Here is a 25,985-nt window from a genome sequence, read left to right on the forward strand (position 1 = left end):
GGCGCCTTGCACGAGGCGCCATCGCGCCCAAGCCTGTCTGCGCAAAAGGAGGACGATCATGAATCCATCGACATCCCAGGCCGGCAATGTGCCATCCGCCGACCTTCAACTGGTGGCGTGGTCCTGGCAGACGCGGACCGGCCTGGATGTCGCCGCGGTGATCCACGCCCCGGATCGCGTACGGGTCGAAGGGCGGATGCAGGCGCAGTGGGACGACGGTCCGCTGGAGCTGGCCTATCGGCTCGAATGCGAAGCGGACTGGCGCTTTGTCCGGCTCGATGCCCGCACCGTGTACCAGCGCGACACGCGGACCCTGCAGCTCGCGTGGGACGGCGGGCAGTGGACCGATGGGCACGGTCCGCGCGATGACCTCGCCGACGCCGCCTACATCGACATCATGGCCACGCCGATCACCAACACGCTGCCGGTGTGCCACGCCAGCTGGCAGCCGGGCGCCAGCCAGGTCTTCACGATGGCCTATGTCCGCCTGCCCGAGCTGACGGTCGAGCCGGTCCGGCAGCGCTACACCTTGCTGGCCACGGAAGCGGACGGCCGCCGCCGCTTCCGCTACGAGACGCTCGGGCCGGCGGCAGAACGGCAGGCGTCCGGCACCGGCCTGAGCGGCTATCACGGCCAGGACTCCGCATTCACGGCCGAGCTGGTGGTCGACGCCGCCGGTCTGGTGATCAGCTATCCCCCATATTGGGACCGGATGCCGGCGGCACGGGCGCTGGCGGAGAGCGGCGCCTGACCGCGGGGCGGCAGGCGGTACGGGCTTTCTCCGACGCGGCTCGGCAGCGCTGTCACAAACGGCCCGCGCCAGACGTCTTGGGTTTGAACTGACTGCTACAGTGCCACGCCGGCACCGTGGCGGCGCCACGGTTGTGCCATGGCATTGACCCTTGACGATATCGAACGCGATGACCCGCCCACCCGATACCCGCGATCGGCCGGACCCGGCCACCACGGCCACCACGGCCACCACGGCAGCTACGGGCACCACCGCAGCTACGGCGGCTACGGCTGCCACGGCTGCCACGGCTGCAACGGCCGCCCCCGCCGACCCCGCCGACCCCGCCACGCTGACCTTCGCCCGGCTGCGGCCTCGCCTGCACGGCATCGCCTACCGGATGCTGGGCACGGTCGCGGAAGCCGAGGATGTGGTGCAGGACGCCTGGCTGCGTTGGCATGAGGCCGACCGCGGCAGCATCGACAACGCCGAGGCCTGGCTGGTCACCGTGACCACGCGGCTGGCGATCGACCGGCTGCGCATGGCCAAGACCCAGCGGGAGCACTACGCCGGCATCTGGCTGCCCGAACCCGAACTGACCGAATCGCCCGCCACCCCCGAGCAACTGACCGAGCGGGCGGACGACCTGTCGGTGGCATTCCTGCTGCTGCTCGAACGGCTGACCCCGGAGGCGCGCGCTGCCTTCCTGCTGCGCGAGGTGTTCGACGCCGACTACGCCGACGTCGCCCGCGCGATCGGCAAGAGCGAAGCCGCGTGCCGTCAGCTGGTCAGCCGCGCCAGGGTGCAGCTGCGCGACGAGCGGCCGCGCTTTGCCGTCCCCCGCGAGACGCATCTGCGCCTGCTGCAGGGCTTTGCCCAGGCGATGGAGCGCGGCGACATGGCAGCGTTGCAGTCGATGCTGGCGGAGGACGCCGAGCTGATCGGCGACGGCGGCGGCAAGGTGCCGAGCTTCCCCAAGCCGCTGGTCGGCGGCTGGCGCATCGCCAAGGTGTTCGCGGTCGGGCCGCAGCGCCACGGGCAGACAGTACGCGCCGAACTGGCGCTGCTCAATGGCGACTGGGCCGTGCTGCGCTTCATCGACGGACAGCTGGAATCGGCGCAGTGCTACGAGACCGACGGCGAGCGCATCGTCCGCATCCACGCGCAGCGCAATCCGGACAAGCTGCTGCGCATCGCGCTGGCCCGCGGCGCCTGCTGAGCGAGCCCACGTTTTTTGAGGCGGGCGGCCGCTGGCCGCCGCCGTGATAACCCTTGCGCCCCGAACGGTGCGCAGCCATTTCGACCAAGAGAAAGCCATGACCCAACGCCTGAACTACATCCAGCAATCGCCCGAGCTGTTCAAGGCCTATCTGAATTTCAGCAACGCGATCGATGGCGGCGCGATCGAGCGATCGCTGCTCGATCTGGTATCGATCCGCGCCTCGCAACTGAACGGCTGCGCGTTCTGTCTCGACATGCATGTCAAGGAGGCCAAGCTGCACGGCGAGCGCGAGCTGCGGGTCTACCATGTCGCCATCTGGCGCGAGTCGACGCTGTTCTCGCCGCGCGAGCGTGCGGTGCTGGAATGGACCGAAACGCTGACGCAGCTGCCGCCGCACGGCGTGCCGGACGACGTCTACGAGCGCGTGCGGGCCCAGCTGTCGGAGAAGGAGCTGTCCGACCTGACCTTCGCGGTGATGGGCATCAACGGCTGGAATCGCGCCAACGTCGCGTTCCGCACGGTGCCGGGGTCGGCGGACAAGGCGTTCGGCCTGGACAAGGCCGGGCTGGAATAAGGCGCGCCGGCAACGCCGGCCAACCGATCCGTCCCCCGCCAAAGCGGGAAACCCCGGGGCGTCGCAAGACGCGGGGTTCCTGCCTGCGCGGGGGACGTCGTGATCCGCTTCAAGCCAGCCGGAACAATCCCACCGCCCCCGCCAGCTTGTTGGCCTGCGCCTGCAGCGCCGACGCGGCCGCCGACGACTGCTCCACCAGCGCGGCGTTCTGCTGCACCATCTCGTCGAGCTGGCCGACCGCCTGGTTGACCTCCTGAATGCCGCGCGTCTGCTCGATCGCTGCATTGGAAATCTCGGAGATCACGGTGCTGACCTGCGAGACATTGCCGACGATCGCCGTCATCGTCTCGCCGGCCTTGCGTACCTGGCTCGAGCCCGAGGCCACCTCGCCGACGGTCGATTCGATCAGCGTCTTGATCTCCTTGGCGGCCTGCGCGCTGCGCTGGGCCAGCCCGCGCACCTCGCCGGCGACCACCGCGAAACCGCGGCCCTGATCGCCCGCGCGGGCCGCTTCCACGGCCGCGTTCAGCGCCAGGATATTGGTCTGGAAGGCGATGCCCTCGATCACGCCGATGATGTCGGACACCTTGGCCGACGCGTGCTCGATCTTGTCCATCGTGCCGATGACCTCGCCGATCACCACGCCGCCTTCGGAGGCGATCTGCGAAGCGGCGACCGCGGAATCGTCGGCCTGCCTGGCGGACGTCGCCGACTGCGCGACGGTGGCGGTGATCTGCTCCATCGACGCAGCGGTCTGCTGCAGGCTGGCCGCGGCCGACTCGGTGCGCTGCGACAGATCCAGGTTGCCGGCGGCGATCTCGTCGGCCGCGTGGCGCACCGATTCGCTGGCATCGCGGATCTGGCGCATCACCGTGCACAGCTTGTCGACGAAGGTATTGAACGCCCGCGCGATCTGCGCGACCTCGTCCTTGCCGTCGGCCGGCAGGCGGCGCGTCAGGTCGCCATCGGCCGAGCCGATCGCGTCCATCACGTCGCGCACCTGCGACAGGCGGCGGAACGAGGCCGCCGTCGCCATGCCGGCCAGCGCGGCGGCGACCAGCGCGATCACGATCAGCGTCAGTGCGGAGGCCATCAGCACCGAATGCATGCCCGCGGTCGCTTCGGTCTTGTCCAGCGCGATCACCGCGATCCAGTCGGTATTCGGAATCGCCCGGGCGCGCAGCAGCTTGGCGGCACCGCCGACCTGCACTTCGGTCGGCGCGGCGGCCGTCAGCAGCGCGGCGAGCTGCGCGGCGTCGAGACCCGGCACCAGATCGGCGACGGGCTTGAGCGTCAGCTTGTCGTCGGGATGCGCGACGATCAGCCCACCTTGCGTGACCAGCATGCCGAAGCTGGACGGCGTCGGGTGGATCGCCTTGACGTTGGCGATCACGCGGTCCATCGCCACGTCGCCCGACACCACCGCCTTGACGCCGCCATCGGCGAGGACGGGCGCGGCGAAGGCCACCACCAGCTTGCCGCTGCCGGCATCGACATAGGGCGGCGTCACCACCGGCTTGCCGGCCGCGGCGGCCTGCCGATACCACGGACGGCCGGTCGGATCGTAGTCCGGCGGAATCCCGGTCGGATTGGAGAACATCGCGCGCTTGTCGTCATAGCCGACATAGACGTTGACGAAGCCGCCGGCGTCCGCGACCTGCTTCAACGCGGCCGACGGATCGGCCTGCAGCACCGCGTCGCGCAGCGAGGCAATCATCCGGCCATGACCGTCGACCCAGTCCGCGATCGCGCCGGCATGGCCGGCCTGCAGCGCGCTCAGCGAACTGTCGATCGCGGTGTCGTTGTAGGAGTCGGCGACCACGTAATTGACGGCGGCATTGACCGCGAGCGCGGCCACGACAATGCCCACGCACAGCGCGACGATGCGCGCGCGGATGGAGGAGAACATACGAAGCAAATTCCAGGAAGGGGGCCGCCATCGATGGCGCCGGCCGGTTGACGAGGCCTGCGGTAGCAGACGCGATGGCTAACGGCGGGGATTGGCCAAACTTCACCCTGGCTCCTGTATGGAATTGCCTATGCAATGATTCGGTGTGACGAGTTGCGCATGACACCCCGAGCACCGGTCGATGCAGCGCGGATGCCAGTGAACGCTGCCCCTGGCCGCCGTTCCTTGCTTGCCGCTTCTTAGTTGCCGTTCGCGCCAACCCCGGCCCGCGTCCCCGCCGCCGGATGCTCCGGATAGTGCTGCAGCAGCATTGCCACCACGCCGTTGGTCCAGCCGAAGCCGTCCTGCAGCGGATATTCGCCGCCGCCGCCGCCAAGCGCATGGCGGCCCTTGCGGCGCAGCCGGTATTTCTCGACCAGCTTGTATTCGCGCCGATAGAGGCCGGCGACGGTGGACAGCCAACGGTCGGCGATCTCGTGCGCCAGCGCCTCGTCGCCATGGCGGCGCAGGCCCTGGATCGCCAGCCACTGCAGCGGTGCCCAGCCGTTCGGCTGGTCCCACTGCTCCCCCGATCGCACGCAGGTCGTGGCCAGTCCCCCTTCGGCGAGCAGTCGCGCCCGCAGCGTGGCGCCGATGGCGGCCGCCTGTTCATCCGATGCCAGCCCGACGAACAGCGGCATCACGGTGGCCGCGGTCAGGCACTGCCTGCGGGCGCCGCGATGCCAGTCGTAGTCGACGAAGGCGCCCAGTTCCGGATGCCACAGATGCCGCTCGATGGCTTCGCGCCGTGCGTGCGCCATCGCGGCATAGCGGGTCGCGCCAGCGGCATCGCCGGCGCGTTCGCACAGCGTCGCCAGGCGCGTCTCGGCATGCCACAGCAGCGCGTTGAGGTCGATCGGCAGGATCGCGGTGGTGCGGATCGTCGACAGCGATGCCGGCGTGCCGGGGGCCGACTCGTCGAGCCAGCGCGAGCTGAAGTCCCAGCCCGATTCCGCGGCGGCGCGCAGATCGCGAAAGACAAGGTGGGCCGGCCGGTCGCCGCGGTGCGCGGTGACGACGTCCTCGAGAAACGATTCCTCGCGCGGGCGGGCATGGTCGTCCCAGTAGCGGTTCAGCAGGCTGCCGTCCGGCAGCCGCACCGCGCGCCGATGCGCGGTGCCGGGGCACAATCGTTCGGCGCCGTCCATCCAGAACGCGTGTTCGGTGCGCAGATGCGGCAGGTACGCATGCGGTGGTTCCACGCCCTGCGCCTCGAACAGTTCCGTCATCAGCGTAAACACCGGCGGCTGCGAGCGGCTCAGGTAGTAGCTGCGCGTGCCGTTGGGCACCAGCCCGTAGCTGTCGAGCAGATAGGCGAAGTTGTCCGCCATCGCCCGCACCAGATCGTGGCGGCCGCTGGCCTCGAGGCCCAGCATCGTGAAATACGAATCCCAGTAATACAGCTCGCCGAAGCGGCCGCCGGGTACGACATAGGGGTGAGGCAGCGGCAGCAGCGAGCACCACGGCGGATGGTCGATCGGATCGCGCGTCAGCACTGGCCACAGGCTGTCGATATGTTCGCGCAGGGATTGGTCGGGGTTGGAGACGTAGTGGCTGTCCGGCACGGTGCTGCGCGCGAAATGCTCGGCGACGAAGGCCTCCAGCGAAAAGCCGGGAAGATCGCGCTGCCGTTGGTACCGGGACAGGATCTCTTCGGGCGGGGCGAGGGGCAGGCAATCGGGAAAGGTCTTGCTGTCGGCGAAGATGCCGCTGGCCTGCACGCGGACGAACAACTCGCCATAGCGCTCGGCCGGGGACAGCGCATCGGCATGCGCGCATCCCTCGAGCCGGTGCGGCGGCGGGCAGGGCAGCCGGGTGACCGCCGGCTCGCGGGTGGCGGCTTCCGCGGCGGGATGGACGCCCTCGGCGACAGCCTGCGCATTGGGCCCGTCCGGCGCGGCCGGCGTGACGGGCGGGACGGCATGCGCCGTGCCGGAGGGACTGTCCTGCGCCGCGCGGATCGCGTCTCTATTGCTCCGCATAGTTCCACAGCAGCCCGCCGTCGATCACCAGCGTGGCCCCCGTGATGTAGTCCGCGTCGGCGCTGCAGAGGAAGGCGGCCAGCCCCGCCACGTCGCCCGGCTCGCCCAGCCGGCCCAGCGGAATATTGGCCAGCAGCGCGCGCAGCTGGTCGGGGCGTTGCTGCAAGCCCTTGTTGATCGGGGTCTGGATCGCCCCCGGCGCGATGTTGTTGACGGTGATGCCGAGCGGCGCCAGCTCGATCGCGAGGTTGCGCATCAGCATGCGCAGTCCGCCCTTGCTGACGCAGTAGCTGGTGAAGTTGGGGAAGGGCAGGTCCTCGTGCACCGAGCTGATATTGACGATCTTGCCGCCGCGGCCCTGCTGGCGGCAATGCTGCACGAATTGCTGCGACAGGAAGAACGGGCCCTTCAGGTTGACGTTCAGCACGCGGTCGTAGTCTTCCTCGGTGACCTCGCCGAACGTGGCACGGATCTCGATGCCGGCGTTGTTGATCAGCGCGTCGATCGAACCGGCGGCAGCGGTGGCCTCGCGGAACAGGCGCTCGACCTCGTCCACGCCGGCGACATCGCCTTGCACCGGCCATGCCTGCACGCCGGCCTCGCGGATCTGCTTGCACACCTGTTCGGAGCGTTCGTCGAGCCGATGCACCGCGACCACCACGTTGGCGCCTTCGCTTGCCAGCCGCAGCGCGATGCCGCGGCCGATGCCGGAGGCGGCGCCGGTCACCAGCACAGTCTTGCCTTGCAGTCTCATCTGCGCACCTCTTGACGGTGAGGCCGCCGAAACGGAAGCGGCCGATCCTGCGGGACAGGTATGCCGGTGTGAGTCGGTGCGCCGGCGTGAAGTTCCGGCCCGCTCGGGCAAGGATGGGACTGGCTGAGACCGGCTGAGCCTGGCGGAAAATGGCTGAGAAAGGCCTCAGGCGGTGCTATTGCCCGGCTTTCACCGGGCTGCGGGTTTGCAGGAACAGCAGCAGACCGAGGACCGAGGCCGTTGCAATGACCATGCCGAGCAGGCGTGCCGGGGCGTCGGAGGGCAAGGACGCCAGCGCGGTACCCAGCGCGGCGCAGAACATCTGCAGGAAACCCAGCAACGCCGAGGCGGCACCGGCTTCGCGGCCGAAGGGCTGCAGCGTCATCGCGGTGGCCAGCGGATTGACCAGCCCCATGCCGAACAGGAATACCGCGATCCCGCCGACGAAGCCCGCCAGCGATGTCCCCGGCACGGCCATCAGCGCGGCGCCGCCGGCGGCCGCGATCACGATGCCGGACAAGGCGACCGCCCGCAGGCCACGGGCCTTGGCGAGCCGCGGCGCCAGAAAGCCGGCCGCAAACACGACGAACACCGTGATGGCGAAGAACAGCCCCAGCGCCAGCGAAGACAAGCCGAGCTTGCCCATCAGCACGCGCGGCGCGGCGGCGAAGAAGGTGAAGGTGTTGCCGGTCATCAGGCCCACCGCGCCCGCCGACAGGATGAAGCGGCGGTCGGCCAGCAGCGCGAGATAGCCACGCAGGACCTTGCCCATCGACACCGCCTGGCGGCGATCGGGTGCGTGGGTCTCGCCGGTCGAAAGCCGGTAGTGGAGCGCCAATGCCGCGCCCGCCACTGCCAGCGCGACAAAGGCCGAGCGCCAGCCGAGCCAGCTGTCGAGCGCGCTGCCGATCAAGGGCGAGAAGCCCGGCGCGGCGGCCATCGCCACCATCGTCAAGGCGAGCGCGCGCGCCAGCGCGGCGCCATCGAACAGGTCGCGCGCGATCGCCCGGGACAGGACCGAGGCCGCGCAGACGCCGAAGGCCTGCACCACGCGGCCGGCGATCAGCATGCCCAGCGTATCGGCGGCGGCACAGATCAGGCTGCCGGCGATAAAGACGGCCAGGCCGCCGAGCACCAGGGGCTGGCGTCCCCAGCGGTCGGACAGCGGACCGGCGACCAGCTGGCCGATCGCGAAGGCCAGGAAGAAGCTGCTGAGCGCGGCCCCCAGTTCGGCCACCGGCACGCCGAGGCTGGCGCCCATCGCGGGGAAGGCCGGCAGGATGATGTTGGTGGCCAGCGCGCCCAGCGCGGCGAGGCCGCCGAGCATCGCCAGCGTGCTGCCGGTCAGCGTGCGGGTGGTGGGAGCGGTAGGAGTGGCGGGGCTGGCGGCGGTCGCGGCGGCGTTGGCAGCGGTGATGGCGTTGGCGCCCGCGTCGGCTGGCATGTTCTGCATCCTGTTTCTCCCGGCACGCTGGTCAGCGGCGTCGGCAAGTGGTTATGATGGTGATCGCAATCTAAATGCGTTTTAGATTTAGATCAACATCTATTTTTGGGCGGAGCGCCGAAGCGGCGACCGCGCCATATGACAGGAGAGCAAGATGCGGGTCAGTCGCGCACAGGCCGAGGAGAACCGCCGGCGGGTCGTCGAGACATCGAGCCGGCTGTTTCGCGAGCATGGTTTCGACGGCATCGGCATTGCCGACCTGATGAAGGCGGCGGGCCTGACGCAGGGCGGCTTCTACAAGCAGTTCACCTCGAAGGAGGAGCTCGCGCGCGAGGCCAGCGAGCAGGCGCTGGAGGAAAACCTGGCGTTCTGGCAGCGGATGCGCGAGCAGGGCGGCGAGCAGGCCTTCGCCGCCTTCGTCGAGCGCTATCTGTCGGCGACGCACCGTGATGCGGCGGACCGCGGCTGCCTGCTCGCCGCGTGCAGCGGCCATACGCGCCATCGCGCGCAACCGGTGCGGGCCGTGTTCTCGAAGGCGGTCGAGGACTATGCCGGCCTGCTGACCGAGATGAAGCGGCAGGCGGGCGTGGAGATGTCGCGGCCCGAGGCGCTGGCCGTGCTGTCGCAGATCGTCGGCGCGCTGATGCTGTCGCGCGCGGTCGACGAGCCGGCGCTGTCCGACGAGATCCTGCAGGCGGCGGTGGCGAGGTTGACCGACGATCGCCGATAGATTGCGCGGCGCCGGCAACGCCGTTCAGTCGGTCGCGGCGCTTGGTGCGACCGCTGCGCCCACGGCGACCCCGGCGACCCCGGCGACCCCGGCGACCTCGGCAACCTCGGCAACCTCGGCAACCTCGGCGACCCCGGCGACCCCGGCGACCCCGGCGACCCCGGCGACCCCGGCGACCGCAGCTGCGGCGACTTCCGCCATTCGTCGATAGCCCGCATCGCCCGGATGCAGATGGTCGCCGCTGTCGTAGCGCGGCAGCATTGCCTCCGGGCGTGCCGGGTCGCGCAGCGCCGCATCGAAATCCGCGACGGCATCGAATTCGCCGCTGTCGCGTATCCACGCATTGATGGCTTGCCGCAGCGCTTCTTTCCGCGGCGGCGCGTCGTAGCCGCGGATCGGCGTGCCGGCCAGCGCGCCGGCGAACGGCGTGATGGTGGCGCCGATCGCGCGAATGCCCCGTTCGTGCGATCGCCGGATCAGCGCGCGATAGCCCTCGATCATCGCGGCGGGGTCCGGTAGCGGCGTCCGCGCGGCGAAGGTCGAGCCTGGCCAGCCGATGTCGTTGATGCCGATGGCGACGATGACCGCGCGCACGCCCGTCTGGCCGAGAACGTCGCGCTCGAAGCGCGCCAGCGCGGACTCGCCCATGCCGTCACGCAACAGCTGGCCGCCCGAGATGCCGGCATTGAGCACCGCCAGGCCCTGCGGCGCGAGCCGTGCGGCGAGGCCGTCGGGCCAGCGGCGATTGGCGTCGACCGTCGAGCCATTGCCTTCGGTGATCGAATCGCCGATCGCGACCACGGCCCCCGCGCCGTGACTCGCCTCTACCTCGATGGCGGCGAGGAGCAGCCTGCCGCTGAAGGACGTTGCATCCTGCAGCGTGGCATCGCGCGTGGCGTCGCCCGGTGCCAGCCAGGCGGTCTGCCGGCCATCCCAATGAAAACCGCCGGGCCGGATGGGCTTCGGCAGATGCAGGCTGACCGCGAGTTCGCTCAGCGGCGGCAGTGCAAGCTCGATGGCGTCGCTCGTCACGGTGGCACCGGCCGGGATCGTGATCGACGGACTGCCGCCGAAGGTCGCCGCGCGATCGGTTCTGGCATCGATGCCGCCGCGCCCGGCGGCGAGCGCAATCCGCGCCGCGCCGATCGTCACCGGCTCGCGTCCGTATCGGTTCGACAGCACCAAGCGTGCACGCGCGCCGCCGACGCTGATCCTTGCAATCTGGCGCAGCGTCTGGTTGTCGAGCCGTGCCGGCACGCCGGTCGGCAGCGGCAGTTCGCCGGCCTGCCAGACCGGCTGCTCGCTGGCGGTCCAGGTCGGCAGCCAGTGGGCCGTGGGCGTTTCGGTGGCGAACGCGGCAAGCGCCGCGGTGCCCAGCGCGATGGCGGCGCAGGTGCGCAGCCAGCGTTGGCGGAGGGCACGGGGAAAGGCACGGGGAAGGGCATGAGCAAAAGAGGTCGGCATGGTTCGAATCGTCCTGTGGAAGCCCGGCCGCAGGCCGGTACAGGCGCCAAGCTACGGTATGCCGACATCTTGCAGAAGATGGCAGAATGGCATGTCGGTCATTCGATATTGGAATGAGACCCACGATCCGCTACCCGCTACCCGCTACGCGCGTTGCGGCTCAACCCTGTCAGGAACTCCTTCATGGACACCATTCGCGCAATGCAGACCTTCGTCCGGACCGTCGAACTGGGCAGCCTGTCGGCCGTCGCGCGCGAACAGCAGGCGTCGCAGCCCACCATCAGCAAGGTGGTGGCAGCTCTGGAGAAGCAGCTCGGCGTACGGCTGCTCGAGCGCAGCACCACCAGCCTGTCCCCGACCGAGGCCGGGCGCCGTTTCTACGAGCGTGCGCGGCGCGTGCTGGAGGAATTCGGCGAGGCCGTCGGCGATGCGCAGGGGCAGGCCGAGCGTCCGTCCGGACTGGTCCGCCTGAGCGCGCCGGTCAGCTTCGGCGTGCTGCGCCTGAACGCGCTGGTGCTGGCGTTCCAGCAGCGCTATGCCGAGGTGGAGGTCGAACTGCTGTTCGACGACCGCTATGTCGACCTGGTGGCCGAGGGCGTCGATCTGGCGCTGCGGCTCGGGGCGCAACTGCCGCCCAATGTGGTCGCGCGGCGCATCGCCGTGTCGCCACGCATGCTGGTCGCGAGCCCCACGCTGATGGCGCGGCACAAGCGCGTCCGCCATCCCGCGGACCTGGCGTCGGTGCCCATGCTGCGTTTCACGTGGCTGGCCGGTGGCGACGCGATCGTGATGGAAGGGCCGAACGGCCCGGCCACGATCGAGGCGCTCTGCCGTTATCGCGTCAACAACTCGCTGGCGATGCGCGAGGGCTTTGTCGACGGCGCCGGCTTCGGACTGACGCCGGCCTGGCTGGTGCAGGATCTGCTGGACGACGGCACGCTGGTGCGCGTGCTGCCACGCTGGCATGGCAGCGCGCAGGAAGCCTTCCTCGTCTATCCGAGCCGCCGCTATCAGCCGGCCCGCGTGCGCGTGTTGATGGACTTCCTTGCCGAGCGCATCCCCTTGCTGCCCGGTATGCAGCCGGTGTAAGGCTGCCCGCGCAAGCTGTTTTGTGCAGGGCTGCCCGTGCAGCGCTGCCCGGGCCCGGGACTACACCGATGCCACGATGGTGTCGCGCAGCCAGCGATGCGCCGGGTCGCGATGGGCGCGCTCGTGCCACAGCATCGACATCTCGTAGCCCGGTATCTCGATCGGGGCTTCGACCACCTTCAGGCCGGCGGCGTCGCGCACCAGCCGCGACGGCAGCATCGCGACCAGATCGGTGCTGGCCAGCACGGACAGCACGAACAGGAAATGCGGCACCGACAGCACGACCCGGCGCGACAGACTGCGCGCGGCCAATGCCTGGTCGGTCGGCCCGTGAAAGCCGCCGCCATCGGGCGACACGATCACGTGTTCGAGCCTGCAGAACTGCGCCGGCGTCGGCTTGCGCTTCAGGCCCGGGTGGCCGGCGCGGCCGACCAGCACATAGCGCTCGGTAAACAGCGGCCGGCGATGCAGGCCCGGCGGCGCGCCCTCGGTCGTATGGAAGGCCAGATCGATCTCGCCCTGTTCCGCCTGCCGCGCCAGCAGCGACGGCACCGCCTGCACGACCGCGAGGCGGGTGCCGGGGGCCATCGCGCGCAGGCCGTGCAGCAGCGGCAGCACGATCGTCGACTCCGCGTAGTCGAAAGCGGCGATGCGCCAGGTGTCGGTCGCCAGCGCCGGATCGAACGGACCCTGCGGAGATACCGCCCGCTGCAGCGCCTCGAGGGCTTCGCGCAAGGGTTCGCGCAGCGCCTCGGCACGGGCGGTTGGCCGCATGCCGCGCGGGCCCGGCAGCAGCAGCGGGTCGCCCAGCGTCTCGCGCAGCTTGGCCAGCTGCACGCTGACCGAGGGCTGCGACAGATGCAGCCGCTCGGCCGCACGCGTGACATTGCGCTCCGCGAGCAGGGCGTCGAGCGTGATCAGCAGGTTCAGATCCAGCCGTCCGAAATTGTTCATGGCAATACCTGGAATTTCAGAAATTCATTTCCAATATACCGGACGCGACCCTAAGCTGGCCTCCTCTTGCAACGGGCAATGGAGGCTCACGATGAACGTTCTTCTGGTCTATGCGCATCCCGAACCGCGCTCGCTGAACGGGGCGATCCGCGACTTTGCCGTCGAGCGGCTGAACGCGGCCGGCCATACGGTGCAGGTATCCAATCTCTACGCGATGCAGTGGAAGGCCACGCTCGACGCCGCGGACAACCTCGACCATCGGGCCGGCGAGCGCTTCGATGCGTCGCTGGACTCCAAACACGCGTTCGAGCATGGCAGGCAAAGCGAGGACATCGCCACCGAGCAGCGCAAGCTGCTGTGGGCCGATGCGGTAATCCTGCAGTTTCCGCTGTGGTGGTTCTCGATGCCGGCGATCTTGAAGGGCTGGGTGGAACGCGTCTATGCCTACGGGTTTGCCTATGGCGTGGGCGAACACTCGGATGCGCGCTGGGGCGATCGCTATGGCGAGGGCACGCTGGCCGGCAAGCGGGCGATGCTGGTCGTCACCGCCGGCGGATGGGAATCGCATTACAGCCCGCGCGGCATCAACGGGCCGATCGACGACATCCTGTTCCCGATCCAGCACGGCATCCTGCATTACCCCGGCTTCGACGTGTTGCCGCCCTACGTGGTCTACCGGACCGGCCGCGTCGATGCGGCGCGCTTTGCCACCATCCGGGAGGAACTCGGCCAGCGGCTGGATCGGCTGGACACGACGCCGCCGATTCCATTTCGCCGGCAGAACGGCGGGGACTATGCGATTCCGCAGCTGACCTTGCGGGATGACCTCGCGCCGGGGCGCACGGGGTTTGGGGTACATGTCTCGCCAGCGCCCGCGCCTGCGCCTGCGGAGTCGCCGTCGCTGTCGCTGTCGCCCTCGCAGGAGGCCATCGCGCCACGGTCGCTGCAGGCGGTGGGCTAAAAAAGCGGGCGTGCACAAGGCACGCCCGCTTGCCGCATCTTCGACGCCAACCGATGCGGTGACGACGCCTTACCGCGGCGTCAGCTCGATCCGCTTCTCCGCGGCACGTTCGACCGCCTTGCGCGAATACACCAGCGGGAACGTCTGCCCCTTTGCCCAGATCGGTGCGAGATCGCGATAGTGCGGATTGGCCGGGTCGCCCGATTGGCCCGGGGTATTGACGACGCGCCCCTGATCCCAGTTGCCGACGTCCAGCACCATGCGGAACGACGCGCCCGCGGTCAGGTGATAGTCGCTGTTGCGGTAGCTGGTGTTCATCGGCGTGAAGGCGGACCCGCCGATGCCGCCCGCATCGACGTTGTACTGGGCGCGCGTCGCGTCGTCGACGATGTTGGTGAGCGGATGGCGGAAGATCGCGCGATGCAGCGTGCCCCAGGTCGCCAGTTTTTCCGGCGAGGGTGAACGCCGCTCGAGCTCGGCCATCGCGGCCTTCAGCGAGGTCAGCATGACTTCGTCGCGCCGCGCCGTCGGCATCCACGTGTCCGGCTGTTCCAGCACCGCCAGCACGCGCGCCGCATCGCCGGCGCCGACCAGCTTGGCCGCGTCCTCGGGCAGCGCGGCGCGCACCACCGCCTGCCGCAGATGGTTGCTGAACCAGATCTCGAACAGCGCGGCCGGCACGCTGTCGGCGCGCACATTGCCGTCCCAGCCGCGCAGCAGCGCGACCGCGCGCTGCACCTGCGGGTCCTGCAGCAGCGATGCCGCGGCACCGGCATTGCCGACGGTGCGCATCACGGCCAGCGTCCGCTGCGCGGGCAGCGACACGGTGTCGTTCTGCCAGGCGATCGAATCGCGCAGCGAGCTGACCGGCGCGGCGGCGACCAGGCTCTTGAGCCGGCGCGCGCGCGAGCTGTCGCTCCATTCGTAGCCGACGCCGAGCTTCGCGGCCGGATGATCCGGCGGAATATTGTTCTCGTTGGCCGTGACGATATGGCCGGTGGATGGGTTGTAGGCCCACGGCAGCTCGTCCATGTTGCGGTAGCCGGCCCACTCGTAGCGGCCGTCGCCCGGTACCGGGAACAGGCCGTCCCAATTCGGGCGGATCACCGTCAGGCCGCCCGGAATCCAGCCGATATTGCCGTTGCGGTCGGCATAGACCTGGTTTTCACCGGGCGCGCCCCAGCGGTTCATCGCCGCGCGGAACTGGTCCCAGTTGGTTGCCCGCATGTAGTCCATCGAGCCGAAGTAGGGCGCCATGCCGGTATCGAGCCAGGCCGCGCGCAGCGCCCAGGCGCGATGGCTCGCGCCGTCGGCATGCAGCACCGGACCGTGGCGCGTGAAGTCGATGGTCACCGTGCGCGGCTCGGCCTCGCCGCGGACCGTGATCTTCTCGGTGATGGTCTCCATCGGCTCCCAGCGTCCGCGATAGCGGTAGGACTTGGGCTGCGCGGGATCGGTCTCGTAGACGTACAGGTCTTCCTGGTCCATGTAGAAGCGCGTCAGGCCGAAGGCGATGGTGCCGTTGTGGCCGATCGAGATGCCGGGCAGGAAGGGCTCGCCGGCGCCGATCACCGACAGGCCGGGCGCGTTCAGATGCGAGACATAACGCAGGCTGGGCGCGCCGTGCGCCCGGTGCGGGTCGTTGGCGAGGATGGGGCGGCCCGTGGACGTGCGGCTGCCGGCGATCACCCAGTTGTTCGATCCCAGGCTGCGGCCGGTGTCGCTGTTCGCGTCGACGGCGGCGTAGAGCTGGTCCACCGGCACCGCATCGGCGCTCGCCTTCTGCCAGGCTTCCTTGGGGAAATTCGCCGCGGCGGTGGCCAGCGTATAGGCCTTCTTCAACGCGGCGGCGGGCACGGCGCAGGGATCCAGTCCCTCGGGCAGCGTCGGCGTGATCGGCGGATCGAGCTCGCGCCGCAGCCAGTCCGCGCGCACCGCCTGCTCCTTGGCCTGGCAGTACAGCGTGGCGCGGTCGACCTCGCCGGTGAAATTCAGGGTCAGGCCGTGGTGGCGGATGCGGACGATGTCCTCGGCGCGCCAGCGCGAGGGCTTGTAGCCAAGCTGCTTGAACTCGCGCGGCAGCAGTTCGGGCTGCGCTTCGGTCAGTGCCACGTAGGCGTTGACGCCGGCGACGAAGGCCTCGGCTACGCGCTTGGCGTCCGAGCCGTAGGCCAGCCATTCGCGATACATGTCGCCGCGGTACAGCACCGCCCGCGCCATGCGGTCGCCGTCGACATAGGCCGGACCGAAGTCCCTGGCCATCTCGCCGAGCCCGCGCTTGCGCCACAGGTCGATCTGCCAGAGCCGATCGCGCGCGGCGATGAAGCCTTGCGCGTAGAAGGCGTCGTACAGCGTGCCGGCGTAGATATGCGGCACGCCCCAGCGGTCGATCAGGATGCTGGCCGGTTTCTCCAGGCCGGGAGCGGCATAACGGTCGGTGGGCGGCGCTGCGGACGCGGTGCTGGCCAGCACGGGCAGGGCAGCGGCGACGAGGGCGATGTGGCGGAGCAGGGTGGCGGCGGGCCGCCGGCGGACGATGCGCATCGGGTCTCCTTGCTTTGTTGGTCTTGGTGGAGCGCGTGCCGGAGGCTGGCTCAGCGGAATCCGGCCACCGAAGCATAGCCGAGCGGGCGGCGGGATGGGGAAGGCGTGCACGGTGATCGCACGGATCGCGGGTGCGAAGGGGGCGGGCGACGGCGCTTGCGGCGGGGCGTGCGACGGGGCGTGCCGCGGGGCGTGCGACGGGGCGTGCCGCGGGCGGGCGGCGGGCACGCAGGTCAAGGCGGCCATGCCGTTGTCAAAATTGCACGCGCCCGGGGCATGGCGCGCTGCACCGGGCGAGGCTGTCGCACTCGGCACGATCCGTGCGTCACCCCGGTTACATCAAGCCCTTCGAGTCACCGCCATGCCCAGAAAAGATGAGTACGGTACCAACGCCGAGGCCGCCCGCGCATCGACGCGTGGCCGCCACCTGATCGCACGCCCGATGCTGTGGGTGTTTATCGCGATCGTGCTGATCGGGCTGCTGGTGTTGTCGTACTGGTAATCGGGTAAGAATCGGGAAGGGCGGCCGTCGGCGCGCGGTCTGCTCGTGCCGCCTTCAGGCGCCGACCGGCACGTACTTGTCCCGGTGGGCCTCCAGCCATTGCGCCGAAGCGCTGGCGTCGTGGTCGGTCGGATGGAAATCGCGGCGGAAGTAGTCGCGCCACGCGCCGAACGTCTGGCGGATCAGGCCGCGCTTGCCGAACAGGAATCGCGCCGCACCGGCCCAGGTCCGCCATTGCCACAGCGTGCCGTCGCGGCGCAGATTGTCGATGGTCTGGCGCAGCGCATCGCCGAGGAAGGTGATGCTGATGCGGCGGAACCAGGTAATGCGCCATGCGTGGGAGCCGCCCAGCACCTGGTACAGGTCGAAGGCGGTGTTGCGATGCTCGGTTTCCTCGGCGCTGTGCCACAGCCATAGCGTCGCCAGGCGCGGATCCTGCTCGCCGAGCATGTCTGCGTTGCGCAGCATCCAGTCGGCGAAGATCGCGGTGAAGTGTTCGAACGCCGCCGTGATCGCCAGCGGGTGGCGCGGGTCCACCCCTTCCAGCTGCTTCAGCCGTTCCTTCGAACGAACCTCCCAGGCATTGACCAGCCCCTGCCTGCGCAGATGCTCGTTGTAGAGGCCGTGCAGGCGGCGATGCGTGGCCTCCTGGCCGACGAAACCCTGCACCTCGGCGCGGAACCGGTCCTGCCGCTCGGGCGGCAGGGCCTTCAGGCCATTGCGCACCGCATCGATAAAGAATTGCTCGCCGACCGGAAAGCTCATCGACAGCGCATTGAGGAACGCCGTGCGGAACGGATCGCCCGCGCACCAATGCCGCGGGATCGGCGCTTCCATATCGACGAGCAGGCGGCGAACGACGAGGTGCGTCACGGTGGTCTCCCGGGTGCGGGTGGGTGGTACGGCGGAGTACCGATCATGATGGCGTGGATCGGTACTGTCAAGTACCATGGCGGCGGATAATGCGCGACCCGCCACGAGCGACCCAACACGAGCGACCTACCACGGGCGATCTACCACGGGCGATCTACCACGGGCGATCCACGATGAGGGATCCACGACGAGCGATCCACCACGAGCGACCCACCACGAGCCGCCCATGCACGCACCCGCGATCCTGACCGCCGGCACCGCGCCGGACCGCAGCGAACACCGACGCCGCCTGCTCGAAGGCATGGCCGGCGCCGTCGCGCGCAAAGGCTATGGGGAGGTCACCATCGCCGATATCGTCGCCGAGGCCAACGTCTCGCGCCGGACCTTCTACGAGCATTTCGATTCCAAGGCCGATTGCCTGATGGCGTTGTACGTCAGCGCCAGCCGGCATGCGCTGCAGGTGCTGCGCGACGCGATCGACCCGCGCCAGCCGTGGACCGCACAGGTCGAAGGCGCGATGCGCGCCTACCTCGGCTATATGGCGGGCAACCCCGCGCTGCTGCGCACGCTGTTCATCGAGATCCTGAGCCTCGGCGGCCCCGGCCTGGCGGTACGCCGGCAGATCCACCGCGAACTGGCCGAATTCATCCAGCGCACCGTCGGCACGGACCAGCGGCGCCGGCAGCGCCTGCCCTACGAGAGCGCACTGGCCCTGGTCGGCGCGGTGCACGAACTGGTGCTCGAGCGCATCGAGGGAGCAGGGCCGGCGCGGCTGGAGGCCTTGGTGCCGACGGTCTGTGATCTGGTGCGCCGGATCGTCGGGGAGCCTGTTTGATGCACGCATCGCCCATGGAGCGAATCGACTCGAATACGGATACCGTGAATGGCGGCGGAAGTGGCGACATTGCGGCTGTCAGGGACTGCTACCTGTCGGGACGATTTGCCGACGCGCTTCAAGCCGCGCAATCGCTTCTGGACCGGCATCCCGATCACGCCGAACTGCTGAACCTGGCGGGCGTTTGCTACATGGCGCTTGGCGATGACAAGGCCGCCGAGGCGGCGCTGCGCCGTGGTAGCCAGGCGGCGCCCGAGTCCGCTGATATCAGCAACAATCTCGGCGTGCTGTATCGCAAGATGGGACTGCAAGGCGAGGCAGAGCGGTGGTTCCGGCGCGCTGTCGCCACGGCACCGGGTCATGGGCAGGCACTGCTCAATCTTGGCCTGCAGCTGCGATCGGCCAGGCGCCTCGACGAGGCCCGGCACGCGATATCGCAAGCGATCGAGATGGCGCCCGACAACCATCAGGCCTGGAATGTCCTTGGACTGGTGCTGAAGGATCTACGCCGCTTCGACGAAGCAGACGTCGCGCATCGGCGGGCACTGGCACTGGATCCGCACAATGCCTCGTACCGGCTCAACCTTGGCAACCTGCTGCTTTACCGGAACAATTGGCCAGAAGGGCTTCCGCTATTCGAGGCTCGTTGCGAGGCAGGTTTGCAGGGAGCATTCTCCAGCTCGCCCGGGCTACCGTTTCCGCAGTGGCGAGGCGAGTCGCTGGCGGGGGCATCGCTGCTGATCTGGCCCGAGCAAGGCTACGGCGATCAGATTCAGCTGGTGCGCTATGTCAGGAAGATCAAGGAATCCGGTGCCAGGCACGTTACGCTGGTGTGCGATGCCGCGACCCTGGCATTGTTCTCTTCGATGCCCGAAGTCGACGCACTGGTTCCGCGCGAACGATTCAATCCGTCCGCCTGCCCCCGACATGATTTCTGGACCTATATCTGGAGCATCCCGCTCAATCTGAAAAGCGGGCCCGGGTCGATTCCATCGAAGTTGCCATATCTGTTCGCGCCCGCGACGGCCGCATCGAAATGGGAGCGCTTCTTTCCAAAGAGGCGCCTTCGTGTGGGACTGGTATGGAGAGGGAATCCCAGGAACGAGAACGATCATGTCAGGTCTCTGCCGAGCCTGAGGACGCTCGAGCCACTATGGGGAATCGGCGGTGTCACCTTCGTCAGCCTGCAGAAGGAGGCTGACGGAGACCAGCTGCGGTCGGAGATCGGTGACCGCTTCATCCTGAACCTGGGAAATCGGGCGGCCGACTTTGCCGACATGGCCGGTATCATTTCCCGGCTGGATCTGGTCGTGGGAGTCGATACGGCCGTGGTGCATCTGGCCGCAGCGCTTGGCAAGCCCACCTGGATATTGCTTGCCAACGTTGCAACCGATTGGCGCTGGACGTGCGAAGGACCGACATCGATCTGGTATCCGGGCGCCGTCAGGCTCTTTCGGCAGGAGGTGGGCGACACCGACTGGTCCGGCGTCGTCGCGCTTGTCGCTGATGCCTTGTCCGCGGTTCGGAAAGCGAAACCGTGACTGGAACAACAATACGGAGGTTTCGCTCCATGCCCGTGTTTCGCAACCTGGATCAGGAATCGCTGGACAAGCAGTACAACAACCGGGCCGCAGTGCCGGAGCACCCGGCCATCCTGGCGCGGTGGGCGGCGGATGCCGCGGCCTTCCGGCAGGCGCATGCGGTCGAGGAAAACCTCGCCTATGGCAGCGATCCGAAGCAGACGCTGGACTATTTCCCCGCCGGGGGACCGGGCCGGCCGCTGCTGATCTTCATTCACGGCGGCTATTGGCAGGCCCTGGACAAGTCCGATTCGAGCCATCTGGCCGCCCCGTATCTCGCGCGCGGCATCGACGTGGCGATGCTGAACTACCGGCTCGCACCGGACGCGACGATGGCCGAGATCGTGCGCGACAACCGCAGTGCCGTGGTGTGGTTGCACCGGAACGCGCGCGTGCTGGGCTGCGATGCCAATCGCATCTTCGTCTCCGGCCATTCGGCGGGAGGCCAGCTGGTCGGCATGCTGGCTGGCACGCGATGGGAGGACTTCGGCCTGCCGGCGGACGTGCTGAAGGGCGGATGCTCGATCAGCGGGCTCTACGACCTGGAGCCGATCCGGCTGTGCTATCTCAACAAGGTGGTGGGGCTGACGGAGGGGGACGTCGCCGCCTACAGCCCGATGCACCATCCGCCCACCACCACGCTGCCGATGATCCTGACCGTCGGTGGCGACGAATCGGCGGAGTATCACCGCCAGCAGGCCGAATACGCCGCGCTGCTCCGGGAACGCGGCGTGCCCGTCAGCATCGTCGTGCAGCCGCACGGCCACCATTTCGACGCGCTGGAGCCGCTGGGCGATGCCCAGAGCGAGCTGACGGCGGCCGTGCTGGCGATGATCGAGGCGACCGCGTAAGCGGCGCTCAGGAGCGGGCCATCCGCGCATCCCTCGCCCTGGCCGGAAAGCAGAGGTCCGCCAGCAACGCCACCACGAGCAGCGCCGCCGCGGTCAGGAACAGCAGCCGGTGCGAGCCGCCGCTCGCGTTGAACAGCGCGGAATAGGCATAACCCGCGACCGCCATCGCCGCCGCCGACAGGATGCTGGCGCGGCTCCACGCGATGTTCTGCCGTGGCGCATGCTCGGGCACGAGCTCGTGCACGCGTGCCAGCGCCAACGGCACCATGCCGGGCGCGAAGGTGCCGATGACAACGGTCAGGGCGCCCAGCACCAGCAGATTGTCGGTGATGTAGACCGCTGCCAGCACGATCGCCAGCACCAGCGAGACCAGCCGGATGCTCGGGCTGGCGCCGAGGCGATCGGCGAGAAAGCCGTACAGCGGCGGCCCGGCGATGGCGCCCAGTCCGTAGATCGCCCAGAACACCGAGCCCAGATGCGTTCCCGCGCCCAGGCCGCGGGCGATGAAGTCCACCAGAAACACCATCGGCGCCACGGCCGCCGTGGCCATCAGCGCGTACTGCAGGTACAGCATCCAGACGGCGCCGCCGAAATGCGCCTTCGCGGATGGCGGGGCTTTGGCCGCCGCCGGGTGGGGATGATCCAGTTGCCGCGGCGGCCAGGCAAACCAGCTGGCGGCGGTCAGCAGCGCCGACAGAATGCCCAGGCCGATCCAGGTCTGGGCCAGGCCCAGTTCCAGCAGCAGCGGAATCAGCGTGCCCGATCCCGCAATGCCAAGCCCCAGCCCGAGAAAGATCGCCCCGCCCGCGGCGCCTTTGCGCGCCGGCGGTACGTGCGGCAGGATGGTGCCGGCTACCAGCACCATGACCACACCGCCCGCCATGCCGGACATGAAGCGCCACGAGAAATACCAGCCGAACGACAGCGGCACGGCGCAGGCGAGGAAGGCGGCGGTGATCCACACCATCATCAGCCGCAGCGTGCGTTCGTTGCCCAGGCGTGCGCCGACGGCGCGGCCGATCAACGCGCCGCAGACATAGCCGGCCAGGTTGGCCGCGCCCAGATAGATCACGCTGGAGGCCGGGAACCAGTGCGCCTGGATCAGTTCGGGAATCAGCGGGGTGAAGGCGAAACGCGCCAGTCCGATGCTGTCGAGGCTGGCGCACAGGCCGGCAAAGATATAGCGCCAGACCAGCGCGCGGTCCAGCTGTGCCGGCGTGAAGGTGGGGGATGGCTTGGTCATTCGTTCGGTTGTTGAGGAAGGGCGGAGGGAGGCCAACGTCCACCGACAACGCGGTGGACGTGTCATGTTTGACACCAATGTCATGTTTGACAACATAGTCAAGATTGACGGATGTGTCAATCATGCGCTTAAATGGCTGCATGTCTTCCAGGGGCATTTGACGCCCCGGCATTCGGAGAAACAGATGGCTGGCGTTCGCCAATTCGATGAAAGCCTCGCGCTGGACAAGGCGCTGGCGCTGTTCTGGCAGAAGGGCTATGCGGCGACCTCGATGCAGGAGCTGGCTGAGGCCACCGGGGTGCAGCGCGGCTCCCTGTACAACGCCTACGGCGACAAGGAGACGCTGTTCCTGCGCGTGTTCGACGTCTATCGCGAGCGCTTCGTTAGCCAGATGCGCGAGGCGCTGGACAAGCCCAGGCTGCGCGACGCGCTGCGCAGCTTCTTCGGCTGTGTGATTGTTTCGATGACCACTTCGATGGGCAGCGGGATGCCGACCCGCGGCTGCCTCAGCACCAAGACCGCGGTGGGCACCGAAGATCTGGACGGGCCGCTGCGCACGGCCCTGAAGGCCTTGCTGGACGATATCGAGCAGGTGCTGTTCGAGCGCTTGTCACGAGAAGGCGAACCGTCGCAGCTCGCGCTGCCGCCGCGGCAGGCGGCCCGGCTGATCGTCACCTTCACGCGGGGGCTGGTGGTGGTCGAACGGGTCTATCAGGACGAGAAGCGCTTGCGCGCGGCGGCGGACAATCTGGTCGCGGTGCTGCTTGGCGCTGCATAGCGGGTCAGCCGAATCGACGCGCCAGCCCCATTGCGAAGGCGGCACCATTGTTCAAGACCGGCCAACAGTCCTGCCAATGCCGGGGCGATGATCTTTTCGGCGCCGCCGCGCATAGTTCTCCCATGTCGCAAGCATTCCCTTCTTTCCGCGACCTTCCAACGGAGAACTGACATGAGCACCAACGACCGCACCAACGAAGGTACCAACGACAGCACCAACGACAGTACCAACGACAGCGCCAACGACCGCGCCGCAAGCCGGGTCGCCATCGTGACCGGCGCCTCGCGCGGCATCGGCGCCGCGATCGCGCAGCGCCTGGCCCGCGACGGCTTCACCGTCGTCATCAACTATGCCGGCAGCGCGCGCGAGGCGGAGGCGCTGGCGGGGCAGATCGAGCAGGCCGGCGGGCGCGCCATCACCGCGCAGGCCGACGTCAGCGACAGCGCCGCGGTCCGGCGCATGTTCGACGCGGCGGAGACCGCCTTCGGCGGCGTCGATGTGCTGGTCAATAACGCCGGCATCATGCGGCTGGCCACGCTGGCCGACAGCGACGACGCCCTGTTCGACAGCCAGGTCGCCATCAACCTGAAGGGCATCTTCAACACGCTGCGCGAGGCGTCGCGGCGGCTGCGCAACGGCGGGCGGATCATCAATCTGTCGTCGAGCGTGGTCGGCCTGTATCAGCCCACCTACGGCATCTATGCGGCCACCAAGGCCGGCGTCGAGGCGATGACGCACGTGCTGACCAAGGAATTGCGCGGCCGCAATATCACCGTCAACACGGTGGCGCCCGGTCCGACCGCGACCGCGCTGTTCCTCGACGGCAAGCCGGAGGAGGTCATCGAGCGGCTCGCCAGGCTGGCGCCGCTGGAGCGGCTTGGCCAGCCCGAGGACATCGCCAATGCGGTGGCCTTCCTCGCCGGTCCCGATGGCGCCTGGATCAACGGGCAGACGCTGCGCGCGAACGGCGGCGTGATCTGATGCGCGGCGATCTCGCCGGCGCTAGCGGAAGCTCGCACGATACTGCGCCGGCGAGATCCCCAGCCGCTGCTGGAACAGTACGCGCATGCGGTCGACCGTCACGAAGCCGCACTTGTAGGCGATCGATTTCAGCGGCAGGGTGCTGCCTTCCAGCAGATTACGCGCGATATCGATGCGCGCCCGCTCGATGAACGCATGCGGCGTCATGCCGGTATCCGCGACGAACAGGCGGACCAGATTGCGTCCGCTCATGCCGACTTCGGCAGCCAGTGCGTCGAGCGTCAGCCTGGCGCCGATATTGGCCATCACATAGGCCTGCACCCGCGCCACCGGCGAATCGGCCCGGCTTGGCGTCGCGGCCAGATACGGGCTGAACTGCGACTGGCCGCCCTGGCGCTGCGCCACCACCACCAGCCGCTTGGCCACCGCCAGCGCCACCGCGGCGCCATGGTCTTCCCGCACCATGGCCAACGCCAGGTCGATTCCGGCGGTGACGCCCGCCGAGGTGACCAGCTTGCCGTCGCGCAGATAGATGCGGTCGTACTCGACCGTGGCGGCGGGAAAGCGCTCCGCGAGGTGGGCGGCATTCTGCCAATGGGTCGTCACCGTGCGGCCGTTCAGCAGGCCGGCATGACCCAGCACAAAGGCGCCGGTACAGACCGACCCATGCAGCCGCGCGCGCGACGCCGCGGTACGCAGCCACTTCGACACCGCGGCATCCGCCGGCGCGGTCGGCAGCCCGGGTCCCCCGGCCACCAGCACGATATCGAAGCGGGGTGCTTCGTCGCCCAGCGACAGGTCCGGTATCAGCTGCATGCTGTTCGACGCGCGCAGCGGCTTGCGCGTCCTGCCCACCAGCACCGTTTCATAGCGGTCCTTGCGGCCGATAAAGGCATTGGCCTCGGCGAAGACGTCGACCGGCCCGGCGACGTCCAGCGCCTGCACGCCGTCGAGCATCAAGATGGCTACGGTGGTCACGCTCATGGGATGGGTTTCCTGCGGCTGTCCTCAAGCGCCGTCACGATGTCCGGATCTGACGGAATGGCGTCATTGTAGTCAAACATGGCGCAGGCCAGAATGAAAGCGCGAGACCGGGACCGCTGTGGCGACCGAAGGCGACCAAGGGCGACCCAGGACGGCGGCGGCCCCGGCTGGCAGTTCCCTTCTCACTCTTGCGATGGCGACCGCATCGTGCGCCTTGCCGATGACCGCCATGCCGATCCTTCAGGAGCAATCAAGATGGCCGAAATCATTGCCGGCATTCGCGTACCCGACAGCGCGATGGCACGCGCCGCGACCCAGCTGGTGCGCGACACCGAGGACGACCTGCTGTACCACCACAGCCGCCGCGTGTTCTTCTGGGGCGCGCTGACCGGCGAGCGCAAGGCGCTGCCCTACGACCCCGAGCTGCTCTATATCGGCGCGATGTTCCACGATATGGGGTTGACGCAGCGCTATGCCAGCGACAATCTGCGCTTCGAGGTGGACGGCGCCAACGCGGCGCGCGACTTCCTGAAGGGCTATGGCATTGCCGAGCGGGATATCGACGATGTCTGGGCCGCGATCGCGCTGCATACGACGCCGGGCGTTCCCGAACATATGCGCCCGACGGTGGCGCTGGTCACGGCGGGCGTCGAGATGGACGTGCTGGGACTGTGCTATCACGACTTCACCGGCGAGCAGCGCGACCACGTCTGCCGGCATCACCCGCGCGAGCACAACTTCAAGGAAAGCATCATCGACCATTTCGCCGAGGGCACGCGCCGCAAGCCGCTGACGACCTTCGGCAACGTCAAGGCCGACGTGCTGGCGCTCAAGGATCCGAACTACCAGCGCCTGAACTTCTGCAGCATCATCCTGGGATCGGCCTGGCCGACCTGAGCCAAGGCCGTGCCATGGTGCCGGACGGTCTGCGATACGGCATACGGGCGTGCCTTACCCCAACA

At 68.7% G+C, this 25,985-nt stretch carries 23 protein-coding genes; 13 read left to right on the plus strand and 10 right to left on the minus strand.

Features of this window, described 5'->3' with window-relative positions:
* The first annotated feature begins 58 nt into the window (after positions 1-58).
* From KZ686_RS23435 to KZ686_RS23445, 3 genes are all read left to right on the plus strand, one after another.
* Complete coding sequence (locus KZ686_RS23435; RefSeq protein ID WP_265633840.1) at positions 59-751, plus strand: putative glycolipid-binding domain-containing protein; 693 nt, start codon at positions 59-61, stop codon at positions 749-751.
* Between the two features lie 379 nt (positions 752-1,130).
* Complete coding sequence (locus KZ686_RS23440) at positions 1,131-1,949, plus strand: RNA polymerase sigma-70 factor (protein WP_265635392.1); 819 nt, start codon at positions 1,131-1,133, stop codon at positions 1,947-1,949.
* 97 nt (positions 1,950-2,046) lie between these two features.
* Positions 2,047-2,526 carry a carboxymuconolactone decarboxylase family protein gene (locus tag KZ686_RS23445; RefSeq protein WP_149316061.1) on the plus strand — a complete coding sequence of 160 codons (480 nt, stop codon included), beginning with the start codon at positions 2,047-2,049 and terminating at the stop codon, positions 2,524-2,526.
* 109 nt (positions 2,527-2,635) lie between these two features.
* Here the strand turns inward: KZ686_RS23445 and KZ686_RS23450 are convergent, their stop codons facing one another.
* The 4 genes from KZ686_RS23450 to KZ686_RS23465 all read right to left on the minus strand — a co-directional run bounded on the left by KZ686_RS23450 (position 2,636) and on the right by KZ686_RS23465 (position 8,654).
* Complete coding sequence (locus KZ686_RS23450) at positions 2,636-4,435, minus strand: methyl-accepting chemotaxis protein (protein ID WP_265633841.1); 1,800 nt, start codon at positions 4,433-4,435, stop codon at positions 2,636-2,638.
* A gap of 239 nt (positions 4,436-4,674) precedes the next feature.
* Positions 4,675-6,456, minus strand: coding sequence for an alpha,alpha-trehalase TreF (treF, locus tag KZ686_RS23455; protein WP_265633842.1), 1,782 nt, complete (start codon positions 6,454-6,456; stop codon positions 4,675-4,677).
* Entirely contained in the window at positions 6,443-7,210 is a 768-nt protein-coding gene (locus KZ686_RS23460; protein ID WP_149316058.1) for an SDR family NAD(P)-dependent oxidoreductase, read from the minus strand. Before KZ686_RS23460 ends, treF begins: the two co-directional genes overlap by 14 nt.
* A gap of 175 nt (positions 7,211-7,385) precedes the next feature.
* Entirely contained in the window at positions 7,386-8,654 is a 1,269-nt protein-coding gene (locus KZ686_RS23465) for a Bcr/CflA family efflux MFS transporter (RefSeq protein ID WP_265633844.1), read from the minus strand.
* Positions 8,655-8,808: 154 nt separating this feature from the next.
* Between KZ686_RS23465 and KZ686_RS23470 the strand changes: the two genes are divergently transcribed.
* Entirely contained in the window at positions 8,809-9,384 is a 576-nt protein-coding gene (locus KZ686_RS23470; RefSeq protein ID WP_265633845.1) for a TetR/AcrR family transcriptional regulator, read from the plus strand.
* A gap of 24 nt (positions 9,385-9,408) precedes the next feature.
* Here the strand turns inward: KZ686_RS23470 and KZ686_RS23475 are convergent, their stop codons facing one another.
* Positions 9,409-10,848, minus strand: a complete 1,440-nt coding sequence (locus tag KZ686_RS23475; RefSeq protein WP_265633846.1) for an SGNH/GDSL hydrolase family protein — start codon at positions 10,846-10,848, stop codon at positions 9,409-9,411.
* A 183-nt stretch (positions 10,849-11,031) separates the two neighbouring features.
* Between KZ686_RS23475 and KZ686_RS23480 the strand changes: the two genes are divergently transcribed.
* Positions 11,032-11,937, plus strand: a complete 906-nt coding sequence (locus tag KZ686_RS23480; RefSeq protein WP_265633847.1) for a LysR family transcriptional regulator — start codon at positions 11,032-11,034, stop codon at positions 11,935-11,937.
* A 60-nt stretch (positions 11,938-11,997) separates the two neighbouring features.
* Here KZ686_RS23480 and KZ686_RS23485 read toward each other — a convergent pair whose 3' ends face one another.
* Entirely contained in the window at positions 11,998-12,891 is an 894-nt protein-coding gene (locus KZ686_RS23485) for a LysR family transcriptional regulator (RefSeq protein WP_265633848.1), read from the minus strand.
* A 91-nt stretch (positions 12,892-12,982) separates the two neighbouring features.
* On the opposite strand from KZ686_RS23485, the gene KZ686_RS23490 reads away from it, so the two are divergent.
* The gene (locus KZ686_RS23490; protein WP_265633849.1) at positions 12,983-13,852 is read left to right on the plus strand and encodes an NAD(P)H-dependent oxidoreductase; all 870 of its coding nucleotides are present in this window, start codon (positions 12,983-12,985) and stop codon (positions 13,850-13,852) included.
* 69 nt (positions 13,853-13,921) lie between these two features.
* Here KZ686_RS23490 and KZ686_RS23495 read toward each other — a convergent pair whose 3' ends face one another.
* Positions 13,922-16,396: a penicillin acylase family protein gene (locus tag KZ686_RS23495; RefSeq protein WP_265633850.1), complete on the minus strand. Its 2,475-nt coding sequence runs from the start codon at positions 16,394-16,396 to the stop codon at positions 13,922-13,924.
* Positions 16,397-16,757: 361 nt separating this feature from the next.
* On the opposite strand from KZ686_RS23495, the gene KZ686_RS23500 reads away from it, so the two are divergent.
* The gene (locus KZ686_RS23500) at positions 16,758-16,898 is read left to right on the plus strand and encodes a hypothetical protein (protein ID WP_226105854.1); all 141 of its coding nucleotides are present in this window, start codon (positions 16,758-16,760) and stop codon (positions 16,896-16,898) included.
* Between the two features lie 54 nt (positions 16,899-16,952).
* Here KZ686_RS23500 and KZ686_RS23505 read toward each other — a convergent pair whose 3' ends face one another.
* A complete protein-coding gene (locus tag KZ686_RS23505; RefSeq protein WP_265633851.1) occupies positions 16,953-17,771 on the minus strand; it encodes a metal-dependent hydrolase in 819 nt (272 codons plus the stop codon).
* A 226-nt stretch (positions 17,772-17,997) separates the two neighbouring features.
* Here KZ686_RS23505 and KZ686_RS23510 point away from each other — a divergent pair, with 226 nt between their 5' ends.
* Genes KZ686_RS23510 through KZ686_RS23520 form a run of 3 tightly spaced genes read left to right on the plus strand, consistent with a single transcriptional unit; the run spans position 17,998 to position 21,037 of the window.
* Positions 17,998-18,606: a TetR/AcrR family transcriptional regulator gene (locus tag KZ686_RS23510; RefSeq protein WP_265633852.1), complete on the plus strand. Its 609-nt coding sequence runs from the start codon at positions 17,998-18,000 to the stop codon at positions 18,604-18,606.
* Between the two features lie 14 nt (positions 18,607-18,620).
* A complete protein-coding gene (locus KZ686_RS23515) occupies positions 18,621-20,147 on the plus strand; it encodes a tetratricopeptide repeat protein (protein ID WP_265633853.1) in 1,527 nt (508 codons plus the stop codon).
* Between the two features lie 29 nt (positions 20,148-20,176).
* A complete protein-coding gene (locus KZ686_RS23520; protein ID WP_265633854.1) occupies positions 20,177-21,037 on the plus strand; it encodes an alpha/beta hydrolase in 861 nt (286 codons plus the stop codon).
* Positions 21,038-21,044: 7 nt separating this feature from the next.
* On the opposite strand, the gene KZ686_RS23525 is transcribed toward KZ686_RS23520, so the two are convergent.
* Complete coding sequence (locus KZ686_RS23525; protein ID WP_150083844.1) at positions 21,045-22,280, minus strand: YbfB/YjiJ family MFS transporter; 1,236 nt, start codon at positions 22,278-22,280, stop codon at positions 21,045-21,047.
* Between the two features lie 184 nt (positions 22,281-22,464).
* Here KZ686_RS23525 and KZ686_RS23530 point away from each other — a divergent pair, with 184 nt between their 5' ends.
* Together KZ686_RS23530 and KZ686_RS23535 are read left to right on the plus strand one after the other, a co-directional pair.
* Positions 22,465-23,058, plus strand: a complete 594-nt coding sequence (locus KZ686_RS23530; RefSeq protein ID WP_265635394.1) for a TetR/AcrR family transcriptional regulator — start codon at positions 22,465-22,467, stop codon at positions 23,056-23,058.
* 171 nt (positions 23,059-23,229) lie between these two features.
* On the plus strand, positions 23,230-24,039 hold the full coding sequence (locus tag KZ686_RS23535) for an SDR family oxidoreductase (RefSeq protein WP_265633855.1): 810 nt from the start codon (positions 23,230-23,232) through the stop codon (positions 24,037-24,039).
* A gap of 21 nt (positions 24,040-24,060) precedes the next feature.
* Here KZ686_RS23535 and KZ686_RS23540 read toward each other — a convergent pair whose 3' ends face one another.
* Positions 24,061-25,017: a GlxA family transcriptional regulator gene (locus KZ686_RS23540; protein ID WP_265635396.1), complete on the minus strand. Its 957-nt coding sequence runs from the start codon at positions 25,015-25,017 to the stop codon at positions 24,061-24,063.
* A 261-nt stretch (positions 25,018-25,278) separates the two neighbouring features.
* Between KZ686_RS23540 and KZ686_RS23545 the strand changes: the two genes are divergently transcribed.
* Complete coding sequence (locus KZ686_RS23545; RefSeq protein WP_265633856.1) at positions 25,279-25,920, plus strand: HD domain-containing protein; 642 nt, start codon at positions 25,279-25,281, stop codon at positions 25,918-25,920.
* The last annotated feature ends 65 nt before the right edge of the window (positions 25,921-25,985 follow it).

Origin of the sequence: Cupriavidus cauae (assembly GCF_026210475.1) — a bacterium.
Classification (GTDB): domain Bacteria; phylum Pseudomonadota; class Gammaproteobacteria; order Burkholderiales; family Burkholderiaceae; genus Cupriavidus; species Cupriavidus cauae.

Coding starts and splice junctions, on each gene's coding strand:
- KZ686_RS23485 (WP_265633848.1), bottom strand. CDS start 12,891: ATGAACAATTTCGGACGGCTGGATCTGAACCTGCTGATCACGCTCGAC.
- KZ686_RS23500 (WP_226105854.1), top strand. CDS start 16,758: ATGCCCAGAAAAGATGAGTACGGTACCAACGCCGAGGCCGCCCGCGCA.
- KZ686_RS23510 (WP_265633852.1), top strand. CDS start 17,998: ATGCACGCACCCGCGATCCTGACCGCCGGCACCGCGCCGGACCGCAGC.
- KZ686_RS23480 (WP_265633847.1), top strand. CDS start 11,032: ATGGACACCATTCGCGCAATGCAGACCTTCGTCCGGACCGTCGAACTG.
- KZ686_RS23450 (WP_265633841.1), bottom strand. CDS start 4,435: ATGTTCTCCTCCATCCGCGCGCGCATCGTCGCGCTGTGCGTGGGCATT.
- KZ686_RS23440 (WP_265635392.1), top strand. CDS start 1,131: ATGCTGGGCACGGTCGCGGAAGCCGAGGATGTGGTGCAGGACGCCTGG.
- KZ686_RS23490 (WP_265633849.1), top strand. CDS start 12,983: ATGAACGTTCTTCTGGTCTATGCGCATCCCGAACCGCGCTCGCTGAAC.
- KZ686_RS23460 (WP_149316058.1), bottom strand. CDS start 7,210: ATGAGACTGCAAGGCAAGACTGTGCTGGTGACCGGCGCCGCCTCCGGC.
- KZ686_RS23520 (WP_265633854.1), top strand. CDS start 20,177: ATGCCCGTGTTTCGCAACCTGGATCAGGAATCGCTGGACAAGCAGTAC.
- KZ686_RS23435 (WP_265633840.1), top strand. CDS start 59: ATGAATCCATCGACATCCCAGGCCGGCAATGTGCCATCCGCCGACCTT.
- KZ686_RS23445 (WP_149316061.1), top strand. CDS start 2,047: ATGACCCAACGCCTGAACTACATCCAGCAATCGCCCGAGCTGTTCAAG.
- KZ686_RS23545 (WP_265633856.1), top strand. CDS start 25,279: ATGGCCGAAATCATTGCCGGCATTCGCGTACCCGACAGCGCGATGGCA.
- KZ686_RS23470 (WP_265633845.1), top strand. CDS start 8,809: ATGCGGGTCAGTCGCGCACAGGCCGAGGAGAACCGCCGGCGGGTCGTC.
- KZ686_RS23530 (WP_265635394.1), top strand. CDS start 22,465: ATGGCTGGCGTTCGCCAATTCGATGAAAGCCTCGCGCTGGACAAGGCG.
- KZ686_RS23465 (WP_265633844.1), bottom strand. CDS start 8,654: ATGCCAGCCGACGCGGGCGCCAACGCCATCACCGCTGCCAACGCCGCC.
- KZ686_RS23475 (WP_265633846.1), bottom strand. CDS start 10,848: ATGCCGACCTCTTTTGCTCATGCCCTTCCCCGTGCCTTTCCCCGTGCC.
- KZ686_RS23515 (WP_265633853.1), top strand. CDS start 18,621: ATGGAGCGAATCGACTCGAATACGGATACCGTGAATGGCGGCGGAAGT.
- KZ686_RS23535 (WP_265633855.1), top strand. CDS start 23,230: ATGAGCACCAACGACCGCACCAACGAAGGTACCAACGACAGCACCAAC.
- treF (WP_265633842.1), bottom strand. CDS start 6,456: ATGCGGAGCAATAGAGACGCGATCCGCGCGGCGCAGGACAGTCCCTCC.
- KZ686_RS23525 (WP_150083844.1), bottom strand. CDS start 22,280: ATGACCAAGCCATCCCCCACCTTCACGCCGGCACAGCTGGACCGCGCG.
- KZ686_RS23495 (WP_265633850.1), bottom strand. CDS start 16,396: ATGCGCATCGTCCGCCGGCGGCCCGCCGCCACCCTGCTCCGCCACATC.